The organism is Porticoccus sp. W117 (assembly GCF_030341905.1).
In the GTDB taxonomy this organism is placed as follows: domain Bacteria; phylum Pseudomonadota; class Gammaproteobacteria; order Pseudomonadales; family Porticoccaceae; genus SCSIO-12696.
Genome location: NZ_JATAAF010000006.1, coordinates 127369 through 143850, shown reverse-complemented (window position 1 = coordinate 143850; position 16482 = coordinate 127369). Strand labels below are relative to the sequence as shown.

The 16482-nt window shown below is 50.6% G+C and carries 14 protein-coding genes; 12 read left to right on the top strand and 2 right to left on the bottom strand.

The window, feature by feature from the left end:
* Positions 1–215: 215 nt before the first annotated feature.
* On the top strand, positions 216–581 hold the full coding sequence (locus tag QSV34_RS06735; protein ID WP_289153108.1) for a hypothetical protein: 366 nt from the start codon (positions 216–218) through the stop codon (positions 579–581).
* 66 nt (positions 582–647) lie between these two features.
* The gene (locus QSV34_RS06730) at positions 648–1121 is read left to right on the top strand and encodes a hypothetical protein (RefSeq protein WP_289153105.1); all 474 of its coding nucleotides are present in this window, start codon (positions 648–650) and stop codon (positions 1119–1121) included.
* Between the two features lie 79 nt (positions 1122–1200).
* Here the strand turns inward: QSV34_RS06730 and QSV34_RS06725 are convergent, their stop codons facing one another.
* Both QSV34_RS06725 and QSV34_RS06720 read right to left on the bottom strand, forming a co-directional pair.
* Positions 1201–1473: a BrnA antitoxin family protein gene (locus tag QSV34_RS06725; RefSeq protein WP_289153104.1), complete on the bottom strand. Its 273-nt coding sequence runs from the start codon at positions 1471–1473 to the stop codon at positions 1201–1203.
* Positions 1460–1759 carry a BrnT family toxin gene (locus QSV34_RS06720; protein ID WP_289153102.1) on the bottom strand — a complete coding sequence of 100 codons (300 nt, stop codon included), beginning with the start codon at positions 1757–1759 and terminating at the stop codon, positions 1460–1462. Before QSV34_RS06720 ends, QSV34_RS06725 begins: the two co-directional genes overlap by 14 nt.
* 436 nt (positions 1760–2195) lie before the next feature.
* On the opposite strand from QSV34_RS06720, the gene QSV34_RS06715 reads away from it, so the two are divergent.
* The 10 genes from QSV34_RS06715 to QSV34_RS06670 all read left to right on the top strand — a co-directional run bounded on the left by QSV34_RS06715 (position 2196) and on the right by QSV34_RS06670 (position 16477).
* Positions 2196–3617, top strand: a complete 1422-nt coding sequence (locus QSV34_RS06715; protein ID WP_289153101.1) for an MBOAT family O-acyltransferase — start codon at positions 2196–2198, stop codon at positions 3615–3617.
* The gene (locus QSV34_RS06710; RefSeq protein WP_289153099.1) at positions 3592–4665 is read left to right on the top strand and encodes a hypothetical protein; all 1074 of its coding nucleotides are present in this window, start codon (positions 3592–3594) and stop codon (positions 4663–4665) included. The genes QSV34_RS06715 and QSV34_RS06710 overlap by 26 nt, the downstream gene beginning before the upstream one ends.
* Before the next feature lie 20 nt (positions 4666–4685).
* Positions 4686–6467, top strand: coding sequence for a type II toxin-antitoxin system prevent-host-death family antitoxin (locus QSV34_RS06705; RefSeq protein ID WP_289153098.1), 1782 nt, complete (start codon positions 4686–4688; stop codon positions 6465–6467).
* Positions 6468–6507: 40 nt separating this feature from the next.
* Positions 6508–8235, top strand: a complete 1728-nt coding sequence (locus tag QSV34_RS06700; protein WP_289153097.1) for a peptide ABC transporter substrate-binding protein — start codon at positions 6508–6510, stop codon at positions 8233–8235.
* A gap of 318 nt (positions 8236–8553) precedes the next feature.
* Positions 8554–10041: a peptide ABC transporter substrate-binding protein gene (locus QSV34_RS06695; RefSeq protein ID WP_289153095.1), complete on the top strand. Its 1488-nt coding sequence runs from the start codon at positions 8554–8556 to the stop codon at positions 10039–10041.
* A gap of 27 nt (positions 10042–10068) precedes the next feature.
* Positions 10069–11760 (top strand): peptide ABC transporter substrate-binding protein, encoded by a 1692-nt coding sequence (locus QSV34_RS06690; protein WP_289153093.1) that lies wholly within the window; start codon positions 10069–10071, stop codon positions 11758–11760.
* Between the two features lie 44 nt (positions 11761–11804).
* Positions 11805–13508, top strand: a complete 1704-nt coding sequence (locus QSV34_RS06685; RefSeq protein ID WP_289153091.1) for a peptide ABC transporter substrate-binding protein — start codon at positions 11805–11807, stop codon at positions 13506–13508.
* Positions 13508–14509: an ABC transporter ATP-binding protein gene (locus QSV34_RS06680; RefSeq protein WP_289153089.1), complete on the top strand. Its 1002-nt coding sequence runs from the start codon at positions 13508–13510 to the stop codon at positions 14507–14509. The genes QSV34_RS06685 and QSV34_RS06680 overlap by 1 nt, the downstream gene beginning before the upstream one ends.
* Positions 14496–15521: an ABC transporter ATP-binding protein gene (locus QSV34_RS06675; protein ID WP_289153087.1), complete on the top strand. Its 1026-nt coding sequence runs from the start codon at positions 14496–14498 to the stop codon at positions 15519–15521. The genes QSV34_RS06680 and QSV34_RS06675 overlap by 14 nt, the downstream gene beginning before the upstream one ends.
* Positions 15518–16477 carry an ABC transporter permease gene (locus QSV34_RS06670; protein ID WP_289153086.1) on the top strand — a complete coding sequence of 320 codons (960 nt, stop codon included), beginning with the start codon at positions 15518–15520 and terminating at the stop codon, positions 16475–16477. The genes QSV34_RS06675 and QSV34_RS06670 overlap by 4 nt, the downstream gene beginning before the upstream one ends.
* Positions 16478–16482 lie beyond the last annotated feature (5 nt).

Genomic DNA, 16482 nt, shown 5'->3' with positions numbered 1-16482 from the left:
AAACGAAAGCCCCGGCTGTGAAGGCAGCCGGGGCTTTTTTATTAATTCATAGTATTTCTTGATACTGTAAAAATATTGATATCCTTCAGACGTGCCTAAAAGGAAATTGGCTACTTCCATCAAATCTCTTTATATTGAGTTGGCTAGCGCTTGTTAAGAAACAATGTTTTTGGCAACACGCGTATGCATGATATACAAATATCGAGCTTGTACCTATGAAAAGAGCGTTTCTAACTTTCGTCACCTTATTGTTCTCAAATATTTCTTGTGGTGATGTCATGCTGTGTGATGAGAATAAGTCAGCTGGGCAGTTTGGTGATTTATCGAGGCCAGAGAGTGAATTCAACTACAGAAAGTATCAGGCTTCATTAGATTATCTCAGCAAAATACCAAGGATGTTCGCTCATGCAGAACAGCCTGAAAAAGTGGCGCGAAGTGCGGAGGTATGGATCGGTTATTTAAACTCTTTAGTAATTGTGCAAGGCTACAACCTCAAGCAGGCGGCGTTGTTTGAACCAACCAAGAAAAATATTGAGGCGTTTTGTGAATTTCTGGAAACAGATGGCAGGTATGTTGACTAGAAACTGAAAGGAGCTTAAAGGAAAAAGAAATAGCCCCGAGCTGTCCCTTTGTTATTTAAGGAGCACATGACAAAACTAATTAATTTCAAACTGTTAGCTTGGAACATCTTTTACGTAATACTTGCGTTGGTGTCTGTGCCTATAATTTTTGTTGTAGCTTTTTCACTAATTTGGCCCGTGAATTCATGTCAAGAAGATTCGGAGGCGGTTGCATATGCTCGGTCTTTGTCTAGTGAAAGGTTAGGCAAGTTATACAGCGATATGGAGAAATACTCTTATAGAGATGACCTGCCAATAGGAGGATATCAAGTCGGACATGATAAATACGTTGTGCCGCAGGAGTTTGCAGATTTAAAGGTTAGAAAAATCAGGCCAAAAGAAGGAAACATTATGGTTGAAGGGTGTTTTGATCACTATATATACCTTGATTTTGGTGGCATAGGTCGATTAGCTAAGCCAAATGATAAGAAAGAGATAATTTTAAGCTGGGGTGAGCACCCTCCCAATACAGGTGCGCAGGTGTTGTGGTCAGAACGGTGAATAATAATGAATGTCTAGGTTTCACATTGTTTCTTTTTTTAAAATAAACTCTGGGAAATATATAAGTCGTAATTTTCTATCAAACATTACGACTTTGCTTTACATCATCAGCGAGCCAAGCCTTGATAAGAGATTGATAGGGCATGTCGCGTTTGTTGGCTTCAATTTTAATACTGTTCAATAAACCTTCCGGCAACCGGAGAGAAATGGTTTTTGTGGAAGGCTTTAAATTGGGCATCGCAACTGACAGGGCCTGCGTCCAATCAACGTATTCGCTGGAATCGTGTTCTTCCCAAAAAGCGCGTTCCTCTGCTTCATTCTTGAACTTGGGTGTCGTTTTAGTTTTGCTCATAAATCTTTCTCTCTTTCCGGTGCATATCGCGAGCTGAAATAACGCGAATCAACGTGTCTTCGGAGCGCAAGGTAAAAGTGATATGCAGTAGTCTGGCATCATTGCTTTTTCCCAAGGCGTGGTAGCGCACCTCGTTTTGGCTGTGTTTTTCGTCAGCTACAACCAGCAGGGGTTGGTTAAAAAACACCTGTTCAGCTTCAAAGCGGTTAACAGTGTGCTTTTCCAGGCTTTTTCGCTCGTTCCCGGAGTCCCAGTCAAAGCCTGTAATCTGTTTCCAATCGATCATTTCTGTATATTGCCATCATATACATTTGTGTCAAGGTTGGCCGCAATAAAAGGGCGGGAGAACTGTAGGGTGGATTAGTCGCGCAGCGACGTAATCCACCAAAATGTTGGCTATGAATCTGGTGGATTACGCCTTTGGCTAATCCACCCTACGAGTCTGGGTGTTTGTGGTGGTAATTATTTTTGAATTTTAAGTTTCTGTTTTTATTCGGTATTTTGTATAGATAGAACCCTGATCGCAAAAACGGTCAGGGTTTTTTAATGGCCAAAATGGCAATTCTGAGAAAAGGTGCCTATCTTAGCTATGTTACCTAACATGGCTAAGATAGGCAAAAGAATGGAGCTAACAACAAAAAAAGCCCAAACCCAGAAAGGCCAGTCGTTACAGCCGGTGCGCCCATATAACGCACCAATCAACAGGGCAGTGGGGGTGATCGATGCTATTTAACTCCCTGACTTTTATCGTCTTTTTCGCAATTGTTCTGCTGCTGCACTACATGCCGTTTTCCTGGCGGCAGAAGAAATTCAACCTGTTGCTGGCCAGCTACCTGTTTTACGCCGCCTGGAACCCGCCTTTTGTTATTTTGTTGTGGATTTCCACGCTGGTGGATTGGCATGTGGCGAAGTGGCTGTATGTGGAAAAGGTTCAGTCCCGGCGCAGGTTGTTGCTGGTTCTCAGTCTGGCCACCAATCTCGGCATTCTTGGCTTTTTTAAATACGGCGATTTCCTGCTGCACAACTGGCAGGCCTTTATGGGCCTGTTTGGCATTGACTACCAGGTGCCGGACTGGAGCATTATTCTGCCGGTGGGCATTTCCTTCTACACCTTCCAGACCATGGCCTACTCGCTGGATATTTATCTGAATCGGGCCAAGCCAGCGAAAAATTTCCTCGACTTTGCCCTGTTTGTCACCTTCTTCCCGCAATTGGTGGCTGGCCCCATTGTGCGGCCCACGCACTTGATTCCTCAGTTTGAAAAAGCACGCAAAGCCACCAAGTCCATGTTTATCTGGGGCCTGGGGCTGATCACCCTGGGAATGTTCCAGAAGGTGGTGATTGCCGATGGCGCGCTGGCACCGGCCTCCGATGCGGTGTTTGGCAGCGATGCGGTATTGAGTTTTAGCGATGCCTGGCTGGGTACGCTGGCATTTGCCGGGCAGATTTTTTCCGACTTTGCCGGCTATTCAACCACCGCCATCGGTGTTGGTTTGACGTTGGGCTTTTCATTACCCACCAACTTCCGTTTCCCCTATGCGGCCATTGGCTTTTCCGATTTCTGGCGGCGTTGGCATATTTCCCTGTCTACCTGGTTGCGGGATTATTTATACATTCCCCTGGGCGGCAACAAGCGCGGGCCGGTGCGCACTTACATCAACCTGATGGCAACCATGCTGCTGGGTGGCCTGTGGCACGGTGCCAGTTGGACCTTTGTGGTCTGGGGTGGTCTGCATGGCCTGTACCTGGCGGTAGAACGCTGGCTCAAGGCAACTTTCAAAGGCGCACAAATTGCCAAAACGATTTTGTTCCGTATTTTTCTGGCGCTGGTGACCTATTTCTTTATCAATATCACCTGGGTGTTCTTCCGGGCGCAGAGCTTTGACAAAGCGTTTTCGATGGTCAAATCCATGTTTGGGTTTAATCCGGATGGCACCAACGTACTGGCTACCGTGTATATCGTTCAGGTGTTGGTGGTCACCATCGCCATGGTGGCAATTCACTGGCGGATGCGCGATACCTCAGTCGAAGCGGTCGTACAAAAAGCACCCTGGCCGCTGGTGGGAGTTGTCTGGGGGCTTATGTTGTTTTTCATCATCATCACACAGGGAGGCGGCGATGCGTTCATCTACTTCCAGTTCTGATCCCTATTCCTACGAAGACCGGCCCATTCCTGAAATACCCTGGAAAAAGGCGTTGATTCTGGGGTTGGTATTAATGGCCCTCGGTATCGCTGCCTGGGAATACAACGCCCGTGTGATTTGGGGCTATGAGACTGGTTATTACATCGACAGCCCCGGCCTGTGGTCTATTGAGCGGCGCAAAGTGGATCGCGGCGAAGCTGAGGTAGCGGTGGTTGGTTCCAGCCGCATTCTTTTCGATCTGGATCTGGATACCTACCAACAAGTCACCGGCGTGCGCCCGGTGATGCTGGCATTGGTGGGCACCAACCCCAGGCCTTTTCTGGGGGATCTGGCGGCTGACGATGATTTTTCCGGACTGTTGATCGTAGGTGTTACACCGGAATTGTTCTTTTCAGAAAAGGCCGGCCTGCTTGGAGATACCACTGACTATTATCGGGATGAAAGCCCATCCCAGTGGGCGGGGCAGCGCATCAGTATGTTGCTTGAGCCACAGCTGGCGTTTTACGACAACGACACGTTTCCGCTGTTTTCCCTGATTGAAAAAATCCCTGTTGAAAATCCGCGAGGGGTGAGGCCACCGGCCTTCCCGGTGTGGAAGCTCAGAGACACTGATATCGACCGCAACAACAAAATGTTCTGGAAGGTGGAGGATCTGGATTACTACCAGACTCACGCGGAAAACACCTGGGCGATGTTTTTGCAGGCGCCGAAAGGGGAACAGCCCGCCTTGGATATGGATGCTTTTCTGGCAGGCATCAGCGCTGATATTGAAAAAATACGCGCCAGGGGTGGCGATGTGGTTTTTGTCCGGTCGCCCTCATCGGAATTCTACCGGGATTACGAGCGGCAGAACCTGCCCAGAAACACTCATTGGGACAGATTGATTCAGGAAACAAACGCAGTGGGTGTTCATTTTGAAGACCATCCGGAGCTGCAAGGCTTTCGTATTCCGGAATGGTCACACCTGCATTCAGACGATGCGGCGCCCTATACGGCAGCACTGACAACCATCCTGATGGAAAAACTCAACGCCGCCAACAAACGATAGAAGTTAGAGGAAGTAAAACATTGGAAACCTACAGTTCAAAAGATGCCCAAAACCAGTTTGGTGAAGTGCTGCTAAAAGCCCAGCACGGGCCGGTATGCATCAAACGCTATAACAAGGCGGCCGCTTATGTGGTATCGGCCAGTGATTTTGAGGCGTTTCAGGAATACCAGGCGCAACAGAAAAATGAGCAGGGCACTGCGCCGCAAGCCGAAGCATCTGCAGCGGATAACAAACAGATCAAGGTCGGCATCACCCAATACCCGGGGTCGCTGCATGCCTCCTTTGGCCGCCAGATGGCAGACGCTTACCTGCAAGCCTTTATCATGCGCCCGCCGCTGCGCTACGGCAGTGATGGGCAGCTTCATGGAAAAAGGTACGTCAGCCTGCCTACCCTGGACAATGGCGACGTCAATATCATCACCCAGGACGATGGCCAGCGCAGCATGGCAGTTACCTTTCGCATTATTCCGGAGGCCTGTTGGGGTGACGGTTCTGCCATCGTTTCCGACGATTTTAAGTTGCGCTGGGAAATCAGCTGCCATCCGGATCTGGATACTCGCAGCAAAAGCTGGTTTCAGCGTATTCAGCGCTTTGAACAGGTGGATGACAAAACTTTTGTTCTCCACTTTAAGGGGGTTGTAAATGAGTTTAGCGATATAAGCCCTTTGACCCCCCTGAATGCGCGATTGGAAAGGCCTGTGTTTGAAAGCAACCCGGTCGAGTATCAAAAGAATTCGCTGTACCGAACCCAACCAACCAACCCGGCGTTGTGGAATGGGCCGTTTTGCCTCGAATCCATGGTTTCCCGCAGCGAATACATTCTGGTTCGCAATCGCCATTGGTTTGGCAAGCAAGCCCATTACGAACGCATCAGGGTTCTTGCCGTAGAAGATGTTGTCGCACTGGAAAGTGCGGTGCTGTCCGGTGCCGTTGATGTGGCGGGATACGGGATGCAAACCATTCAGGCACTTGCCGTTGAAGAACTCCATGGCCATGACTTCAAAGTGATTTTTGGTACAAGTGCACTGCTGATGAACGTCAGGCTCAACCTGGATAACCCTATCCTGGCGGATGTCAGAGTGCGTCAGGCATTGCTCTATGCCTTGAACAGGGCGCAATTCAATCAGGATTATTTCGCTGGCAAGCAAGTCATTGCCAACGGCCATCCCAGCGAAAAGGTTATCGAGGGTGTTCCCTGTTATGACTTTGATGCGGCCAAAGCGATTCAGCTGCTGGAAGAAGCGGGCTGGGATTCCATCGAACAAGGCATTCGCCACAATCGGCAGGGTGAGCCACTACGCCTGGAGCTGGTGTCTGCCATCGGCCACAAGGAACATGAGTTAGTGCAGCAGTGGATGCAAATGGAGTTAAGGAAAATAGGTATTGACCTGCACCTCCAGAACTACACCACTACCTTGTACGTAAACCAGATCATGTCAAAGCGACAGTTCTCCGCCTTGGCCCTCAACAGTATCGGCGTCGGTGCTGACCTTCAATACCGAAACCTCTATCACTCTTCTTCTGTGCCCAGCGCAGCGAATAGCTTTGCTGGCAATAATCTGGCGGATTTTAGCCATGAAGAAGTCGACCAACTGATCGAGGAATTTGATGCCGCCATGGACGGCGATGAACGCCGTCGTCTGGGTGTGGCGATTCAGCGCATCGTATTCGAGGAGTTGCCGATTATTCCCATGTTCTGGCGACCCAGCGTCAACATTATTCCCTCCTGGTTAAAAGGCTTTCAGCCCAATTGTTACGGCGTTGGCAATAGCAGCAGGGTTGAGGATTGGTATCAGGAGTAGCGTTACTCACTGCAAACGAGTTATTGAAAAGGAGGCAGTAATGAAAAGTAAAAAAACTGTATTCCGAAAACTAACAACGCCGTTTTTTGCGCTGTTGGTATTGGCTGCTTGTAGTGGTGGCAGTGAAAACACTGTCGAAAAAAATGCCTCTGAATCTGTTGATAAAAAAATTGCAAAAAAACACCTGACCATCGGCATCAACCAATACCCGTCAACCTTGCACCGTGCATTCTGGCGTATGACGGCAGACCATTACGCGCTGTCGCCTCTGGTGCGCAGGCCAGTGATTTACGATGACAATATGCAATTGGTCTGCCGAACCTGCGTCACCTTGCCAACTTTGGAAAATGGCTTAGCAAAAATGGAGCAAACACCGGATGGCAAACCCGGCATGGCGGTTACTTTTCAGATTCAGCCAGATGCCCGTTGGGGCGATGGCTCGCCGTTAGTGGCTGACGATTTCAAACTGCGCTGGGAAATGGGCCGTAACCCCAAGGTGGGTGCCAAACGGCCCTCGGATTTTGCGCCTATTTACCAGTTCGATATTGTCGATGACAAAACCTTTGTCTTACATCTGGATAAGGTTTTTTTCGGCTACAACTACATCAAGGAAATGATGCCAGTGCCCGCGCATCTGGAACGGCCGATCTTTGAAGAAAATCCTCTCGAATACCGCAAAAACAGTCTTTACGTGACCGAGCCTCTCAATCCCGGCCTTTGGCACGGGCCTTATTTGCTTGAAGAAATCACCTTTGGCAATCAATTGGTCATGACGAAAAATCCATACTGGAATGGCACCCAGCCGCAGTTTGAAAAAATCACATTGCGGGCTATCGAAAATACCTCAGCACTGGAGGCCAATCTGCTGTCCGGCACCATCGATGTAGTGGCTGGCGAGGCCGGCGGTTTTCAGGTTGACCAGGGGCTGTCGTTCGAAAAACGCCACGGCCACAAGCACCAGGTAGTTTATACCTTGGGTGTGCTCTACGAATTTATGCCGGTTAATCATCGCAATCCCGTTCTGGCGGACAAGCGTGTTCGCAAGGCGCTGATGTACGCGCTCGATCGTCAGCAGCTTAACCAGCAGATTTTCGGTGGTAAGCAGCCACCAGCACATGGTCTGGCCATTCGCTATAACCAAAAAGTTTCCGAACAAGTTACCCGATACGACTATGACAAAGATCGCGCTATTGCCTTGCTGGAAGCCGCAGGTTGGAGCGACATAAAAAATGGCATTCGTCATAACGCTCAAGGCGAACCATTGCGGCTTAACCTGAACAGCATCAGCGGCAATAAAACTCGCGAGCTCATTCAACAAGCTCTCCAGGCCCAGCTTAAAGACGTAGGTGTTGACCTGCGCATTAACAATGAAACCGCACGAGCTTTTTTTGGTGGAACTCTGGTTAAAAGAAAATTTCCCGGATTGGCGCAGATGGGCATGCCCAATATGGGAGACATGCCATATCACAATTTTCTGAATTCCCAATCTATTGGTTCTTCCGATAACGGCTTTCAGGGAGGTAACTGGGGCGGTTTCAATAATCCCGAAATGAATCGACTCACCGATATGTACGAGCGAGAAATAGACGCCGAAAAACGTCAGATATTGGTCGAGAAAATAAACCAGCTGTACACCGACGAACTGCCCCACTTGCCCCTTTATTGGCGCCCACGGGTTGATGTGCTGCCCCTGGAAATGACCGGTTTTCGAGCCAGTGGTCACTTTGTGGTCAGCACCAACTGGATTGAAGAGTGGCGCTGGGAGTAAAAAATGTTGAGGGGAACAAACATGAAAGCGAATGAATTTAGAGCGTCATCCCCGCGCAGGCGGGGATCCATCTGGGCCAACATGTCAAGTAAGCTGGCTTCCCGCCCGCGCGGGAATAACAACTTACTATGGATCGGTTTCATTCTTTTACTGTTATTGCTAACCGCCTGTAGTGAAAAAAGTAAAACTACCAACGGTAGTGCAGCAAAATCTGAAACAACCGGCAAAACACACCTAACCATCGGCATCGGTCAGTATCCCAGTACCTTGCACCGCTCTTTCACAAACATGATGTCCTCAACCTATGCGGTTGCGCCCATGCTGCGCGAACTAACGATTTATGACGACAAGAGCGAGCTGGTATGCCGCACCTGCGTGACCTTGCCAACCATTGAAAATGGCCTTGCGGTGTTGGAAACCACACCGGATGGCAAACCCGGTATTTCGGTGACTGTTCAGATTCACCCGGAGTTTTCCTGGGGCGACGGTACACCGGTCACAGCCGAGGACTTTAAGCTGCGCTGGGAAATCGGCCGCCACCCTGACGCGGGCAGCATTGCTCCCAGCGCCTTCGAGCCTGTTTACCAGTTTGATGTGGTAGACGATAAAACCTTTGTGCTGCACTACGATGAGATTAAATACAGCTTTAACGATTTCTGGCTAATTCCGCCCATTCCCTCGCAGCTGGAGCGATCTATCTACGAGCAGGATCCAGAGACATACAAAGACCGCAGCCTCTACGCCACAAACCCCACCAATCCCGGTTTATGGAACGGCCCCTATAGACTGGAAAGGGTCACTCCAGGTGTCGAACTGACCATGGTTCGCAACCCTTACTGGTTCGGTGAACAACCCCGCTTTGATAGCGTGACCCTGCGCGCCATTGAAAACACCGCAGCGCTGGAAGCCAATCTGCTATCCGGCAGTATCGATATGATTGCCGGTCAGTCTAACGGCCTGCAAATTGACCAGGGGATCTCCTTTGAAAAGCGTCATGGCAGCGACTACCAGGTTCTTTATACCCACAAGGCGTTGCTGGAACTCATTATCGTACAGATGAAAAAAAATCCGGTACTTGCCGATAAGCGAGTGCGCCAGGCGCTGCTCTATGCGCTGGACCGTGAAGGGATAAACCAGCAACTCTTTGCCGGCAAACAGCCGGTTGCCCATATTGGCGATCGCAAGTATGACTCAGTCCCTGAAGGCGTACCTCAATACAATTACGACCCACAACGGGCGATAACACTACTCGAACAAGCCGGTTGGGATAAGATTAAAAACGGCATTCGCCACAACAGCGCCGGCGAGCCTCTGCAATTTGAATTGCTCAGCACCAGTGGCAACAAATCCCGCGAGCTTATCCAGCAGGCTATCCAGGCTCAGCTAAAAGCGGTAGGGGTGGATGCACGAATAAAAAACCAGACTGCTCGCGTTTTCTTCGGCCAATCAATGCGCAAGCGAACTTTCAAAGCACTGTCATTAATGGGCACTTCGTCGCCGGCAGACAGACAATATCGCCCCTTCCATTCTTCATCCTACGACGGCGGTAAAAACCCCATGGGTTATAGCAACCCGGAAGTGGATCGCTTGGTTGAAGCCTATGAGCGGGAGCTGGATGCCGCCAAACGCCGCCAGTACGGTGAACAGATCGTGCGCATCGTTCGTGAGGAAGTTCCGGTGCTGCTGCTTTATTGGCGACCACGGGTCGATGTGTTACCGCTGGATTTAAAAGGTTTTCGCGCCTCTGGCCACAAGGTGCCGGATAGCAACTGGATTGAAGAATGGCGCTGGGAAAAGCGCCTTTAACGACCAGCAATTGAGACGGAGTTTGACATGCGTAAACAAAGAATTTCTTTTTGCCAGCTAGTGGCAGTGCTCTGTAGCCTGAGCTTGCTGACTGCGTGCAGCAGTGACAAAGAAACGGTTAGCGAAGCGGCTGTTGAGGCAGTGAGCAAAAAACACCTCACCATCGGTATGACCCAATACCCTGAAAGTCTGCATCGATCTTTTGCCCGTCAAACCTCGGCGGATTATGTGTTGAGCCTGATGCTACGTAGATCGGTTTACTACGACGATCAAGCTAAGCTGCAGTGCAATACCTGCGTGAATATTCCCACCCTGGAAAATGGCAAGGCCCGCATCGTCGAGAAAGAAAACGGTGAGCGAGGCATCGTTGTCAATTTTCAAATAAAGCCAGGCTTGAACTGGGGTGACGGCAGCCCGGTAACCACAGAGGACTTCAAGTTGCGCTGGGAAATTGGCCGCCACCCGGATGTGGGGGCCAATCGGTTGAGTTGGTTTGAAAATATTGAGCGATTTGAGATTCTGGATGACAAAAACTTTGCCCTTCATTATCGGGAAGCGACTAATGAATATAATTATATCCGTGCTTTGGCGCCGATAAATTCCCGTTTGGAAAGAACAATTTTTGAGGAAAATCCCGCCAACTACAGAGACCGCAGCCTCTATAAAACCGAACCGACCAATCCAGCGCTCTGGAATGGCCCTTATCTGCTGAAATCTTTAACCCCTGGTGCAAAGTTTGTTGTAACGCGTAACCCTCACTGGCACGGCCAGCGGCCTCAGTTCGACGAAATTACCATCAAAATCATAGAAAACACCTCTGCCCTGGAAGCCAACTTGCTGTCTGGCGCGATCGATATGATCGGTTTCGGTTTGCAGTCCGATCAGGGGTTTTCCTTCGAGAAACGCCACGGCCGCAATTACCAGGTTGTCTATTCCGAAAACGCAGTGTTCTCGTTTATGACAGTGAATATGGATAACCCCATTCTTGCTGATAAACGGGTTCGAAAAGCCATTTTGTTTGCTCTGAATCGAGAAGAAGCCAATCAACAGTTATTCAGTGGCAGACAGCAAATTATGCGGGGGTTTAATCCTGACAGGCCCATAGAAGGAATTACTCAATACCCTTTTAACCCAGGTAAAGCGATTGAATTATTGGAGGAGGCCGGTTGGCAGATCCTTAAAAAGGGGATTCGTCATAACGATAAAGACGATCCTCTGCAATTCGAACTGGTCAGCGTCAGCGGTAATAAATCCCGCGAGCTGTTGCAACAGTGGATGCAGGGGCAGCTAAAAAACGTAGGCATCGATCTGCGTATCCGCAACCAGACGGCGCGAGTGTTTTTTGGGGAAACCCGTAAAAAACGCCTGTTCTCTGGCATGACTTTGCAAAGCAATCCTTCCCAACCCTACATCAACTGGCGACGTGTTATGCATTCCTCTGCAATTCCTACGCCTGAAAATAAATTTAGCGGCTTTAACAGGGCAGGGTACAGAAGTGACGAAATGGATCAGATAACCGATGTTCTTGACCGGGCGTTAACCCAGGAAGAACGCCAGCAGGTGGATGCCGCTATACAAAAATTGGTCATGGAGGAGCTTATCGTCATCACGTTGTTCTGGAAGCCGCGGGTTCACGTTGTTCCTCTGGGGCTTAGTGGTGTTAATACCTCACGCTATGACGCTGTGAACACTAACTGGGTTGAGGAATGGCGCTGGTAATAAAACCAGATTTGCGAATAGCAATAGCCGCACAGGAGAGAAATATGCGTAACAAAAAAAGTATTTTTTGCCGACCAGCGTCAGCGTTGCTTGCGCTGTTATTGATAACCGCCTGTGGTGACAGAAATCAAACTGCCAAAACCTCAGTGGAAAAATCTGAAGTAACTGCTGAAAAACACCTTCGCATAGGAATCGGCCAGTTTCCTGGTACAAGGCCCTTGGGTTACGCCGGTTATATATCCGGTTTTATTTTGCGCGGTATGACGACTTTTGATGATAAAGGCAAAGTTTTCTGCACGCTGTGTACCACGCTTCCCAGTTTTGAAAACGGTCTGGCGGTTTTAAATCAAAAAGCCAACGGGGAGACAGGTATCTCCCAAACTTTTCACATCCACCCGGAAGCTCGCTGGGGTGATGGATCACACATTACCAGTGAAGATTTTAAATTGCGTTGGGAAGTAGGGCGCGATAAATCCACAGGCCATAGAGCTCATGGCTACTACATGCATTTCTCTCGTTTTGAAATAGTAGACGACAAAACCTTTGTGCTCCATTCCGGTGAAGACGGTTATCACTACCAGGATCATAGACCCCTGAAGCCCCTTAATGCCCGACTTGAACGGGCAATCTTTGAGCGCGACCCCAAGGCTTACCTCGACAACAGTTATTACTCGGCAGAGCCCGCAAACCCCGCGTTGTGGAATGGCCCCTATCTGGTTGCCAAGATGACACTAGGGGATGAACTGGTGATGGAACGCAACCCCTATTGGTATGGAAAGCGACCTTATTTTGACAAAATCACCATTCGGGCCATCGAAAATTCTGCGGCATTGGAGGCGAATCTGGTGTCGGGGACCATCGACATGATTGCCGGTGGTGCAGGGGGGCTGCAAACCGATCAGGCGATTTCTTTTGAAAAACGCCACGGTGAAAAATTTAATATTTTTTATGCCCATGGAGTTCTTCTGGAACGCTTATTGGTAAACATGGATAACCCAATCCTCAGCGATAAGCGAGTACGTAAAGCCTTGCTCTATGCGCTGGATCGGCAGCAGATCAGCGAACAATTATTTGATGGCAAACAACCGGTAGGGCACGAACGCTACATTCGCTATAACAAACCGGTGCCCGAAGGCGTTCACAAATACGACTACGACAAGTCCCGTGCAATCGCCTTGCTGGAGGAAGCGGGGTGGGCAGAGATTAGGAATGGTATCCGCTATAACAACAAAGGCGAACCTCTGAAATTGGAACTGGGCGGTGCCAGTGGCGATAAAACCCGCGACCTGATTCGCCAGGCAATACAGAGTTACTGGCGAGACGTTGGGGTAGACCTGCGTTTGACAACGCAAACGCAGCGGGTGTTTTTCGGCCAGACGGTACGCAAACGCAAATTTCCCGGTTTGGCACTGGGTGCGGTTGGTTACAGCCCACATCACCTTTACAAGCACAGATACCACTCTGCGAGCATTCCTTCCGATGAAAATGGTTTTTCCGGAATGAACCACGGCGGCTTTCACAACGCTCAGGTGGATGAGTTGGTAATCGCTCATTTGCTGGAACTCGATGCTGAAAAATATCACCAGATGACGAGAACCATTCAGTCAATTCTTACTGACGAACTGCCGGATATTCCTCTTTTTTGGCGCCCCAAAATTCACGTTCTACCCTTGGGGTTAAAAGGCTTTCGAGCGTCCGGGCATATCACACCCTGTTCAGTTTGGGTGGAAGATTGGAGGTTTGAATAATGGCCATTACTCCCCTCCTGAAAGTAGACAACCTCAGCATCGGCTTTGACAACGACGACGGCTTGGTGCGGGTGGTGGAAGATGTGTCCTTTACCCTCGAACGGGGCCAGACCCTGTCGCTGGTAGGGGAGAGCGGTTGCGGTAAATCCCTTACCGCTTTTGCCCTGCTGCAACTGTTGCCACCCTTTGGAAAAATTCTTTCCGGCTCGGTTTGTTTGCAGGGTGAAAACCTGGCGAGCATGGATGAAGCACAGCTGCAAAAGATTCGCGGCAATCGCATCTCGATGATTTTTCAGGAACCCATGAGCGCGCTGAACCCGGTTTTCCCGGTAGGTGTGCAGGTGGCGGAAGCGCTGATTTTACACAAGGGCATGGCGAAAAAAGCCGCGCTGAAAGAGGCGGTTGGTATGTTGGAAAAAGTGGGTATTCCCGACCCGGCATCGCGGGCAGTGAATTATCCCCATCAGCTATCCGGCGGTATGCGCCAGCGGGTGATGATCGCCATTGCCCTGGCTTGTGAACCGGAAATTCTGATTGCCGACGAACCCACCACTGCGCTGGATGTAACCATTCAGGCGCAGATTCTCGACCTGATGCACGACTTGCAGGAAAACCTCGGTACCGCGATTTTATTTATCAGCCACGACTTTGGCGTGGTGTCGCGGATGGCGGATGACATTGCGGTGATGTACGCCGGGCGGGTGATTGAGCAGGGCAGTTCCAGTGATATTTTGCTCAACCCACAACACCCCTATACCCAGGCGCTTTTGCAAACCACTCCCCGCATTGATGCCAGCCTGGACCGTCTGCCCGCCATTGCCGGTCGCGTGCCAGGCCCAAGGCGGCGCCCCCCTGGCTGTTGTTTTGCCCCCCGTTGTTCGGTGGCGGTGGACTGTTGCAGCAAACAGCGGCCAGAGCGTTTGGCGTTAAGTAAGTCCCATATTGCCGCCTGCCATGTTTTGGATTCCAGCAAACAGGAGGTCAGCCATGCCCACGGATAATGTGCTGGTCTCCACTCGCGGATTGTGCAAGCGCTTTAAAACCCGCGTCGCTAACGGCAAAGGTTGGCAGAAAAAAACCGTCAACGCGGTGGCGGATGTCAGCCTGGATATTGTCGCCGGGGAAACCCTGGCACTAGTCGGCGAGAGCGGCTGCGGAAAAACCACGTTGGGGAGAATGCTGTCGCTTTTTTATCAACCCAGCGAGGGTGATTTGGCGATTAAAGGGGAGGATGTTGCCGGCTTAAAACCCAAACAGGTAAAACCCCTGCGCCGCCATGTGCAGATGATTTTTCAAGATCCGGTGTCTTCATTAAATCCACGCCATACGGTGGAGGCAATTCTTACCGAGCCCCTGAAGTTCTTTTCCAGTGACAATGCCCAGCAACGTCGAGAAAAAGCGGTGGAGTTGCTGGAAGCGGTAGGCCTGCCGGAACGAAGCCTGCGCAAATACCCTCACGAATTCAGCGGTGGCCAACGCCAGCGCATTGTGATCGCCCGCGCGCTGATTCTGCACCCGGCCTTTGTGGTTGCGGACGAGCCGGTGTCAGCGCTGGATGTATCGGTACAAAGCCAGATATTGAATTTGCTGAAAGATTTGCGCGAGCAATTTAACCTCACCTATCTGTTTATCAGCCACGACCTGGCAGTGGTACATCACCTGGCCGACCGGGTGGCGGTGATGTATCTGGGGCGAATTGTTGAAGTGGGCGAGCGCGATAGCCTGTTCCAGAATCCACGCCACCCTTACACGCAAGCGCTGCTCAGTTCGGTGCCCGGTGTGGTACCCAACAAAGGCAAAATTGGCAAAATTTTGCACGGCGACCCGCCCAGTCCTATCAGCCCACCCCATGGCTGCCCGTTCCATCCCCGTTGCCCGTTAGCTCAAGATCGTTGTCGTCAGTCCATGCCGGTACTGGAGGCAGCGGATTCAAACGGCGCCCATCAAGTGGCGTGCCACTTTCAGGAACAGGCTGCCGGGCCCGCAGTAATTAAGGAGGTGGTTCAGCTATGAGGCAATATCTGTTGGCGCGCAGCGCGCAATCGCTGGTGGTTATTTTGCTGATGTCTTTCGTCATCTACGGCCTGATTGGCCTGATGCCTGGCGACCCCATCGACATTCTGGCCAGTGAAGACCCCACCATGACGCCGGAAGATGTGGCCGCACTGCGGGCGCTCTACGATCTGGATTTGCCGGTTTACGAACGCTATTTGAATTGGTTGGGACGGGCGTTTACTGGCGAGCTGGGTTACTCCCGGTTGTTTGGTCAGCCGGTGCTGGATGTACTCGGCCCGGCGCTGGTGAGCACGTTGGTATTGATGGGCACCGCGTTTATCGTCGCCATTGCCATCGCGATTCCCGTGGGTGTGCTGGCGGCGTCGAAGCCGCGTTCGGCGTTGGATTACGGCGTAAACCTGTTTGCCTTTGCCGGTATTTCCCTGCCTTCTTTTTGGTTGGCGTTGATGTTGATGACCCTGCTGTGTGTCACCTTGGGCTGGTTGCCAGCGGGGGGTACGGCCCCAGCGGGTAGCGGTGTGCTGGAACAGTTGCGTTATATGCTGTTGCCTGTGGCCACCATCGTTATTGTCAACGTCGGCAGCTACTCCCGTTTTGTGCGCGCCTCTATGCTGGAAGTGTTGCGCAAAGACTATATCCGTACTGCCAGAGCCAAAGGCGCTGGCCAGTGGCGAGTGGTTTGGCGCCATGGTTTGCGCAACGGCATGATTCCTGTTGTGACTATTCTGGCGCTGGAATTTGGTTCGTTGTTTTCCGGCGCCTTGATTGTAGAAACCATTTTTTCCTGGCCCGGTATGGGCAAACTGATTTTTGATTCCATTATGGGCAACGACTTTAACCTGGCGTTGATCGCTTTGTTGTTGGCAACGGTGCTCACCTTATTGGGTAACCTGTTGGCGGATATCTGCTACGCCAAACTCGACCCACGAATCGTTATTGGCGAAGGGAGGTAAACCCG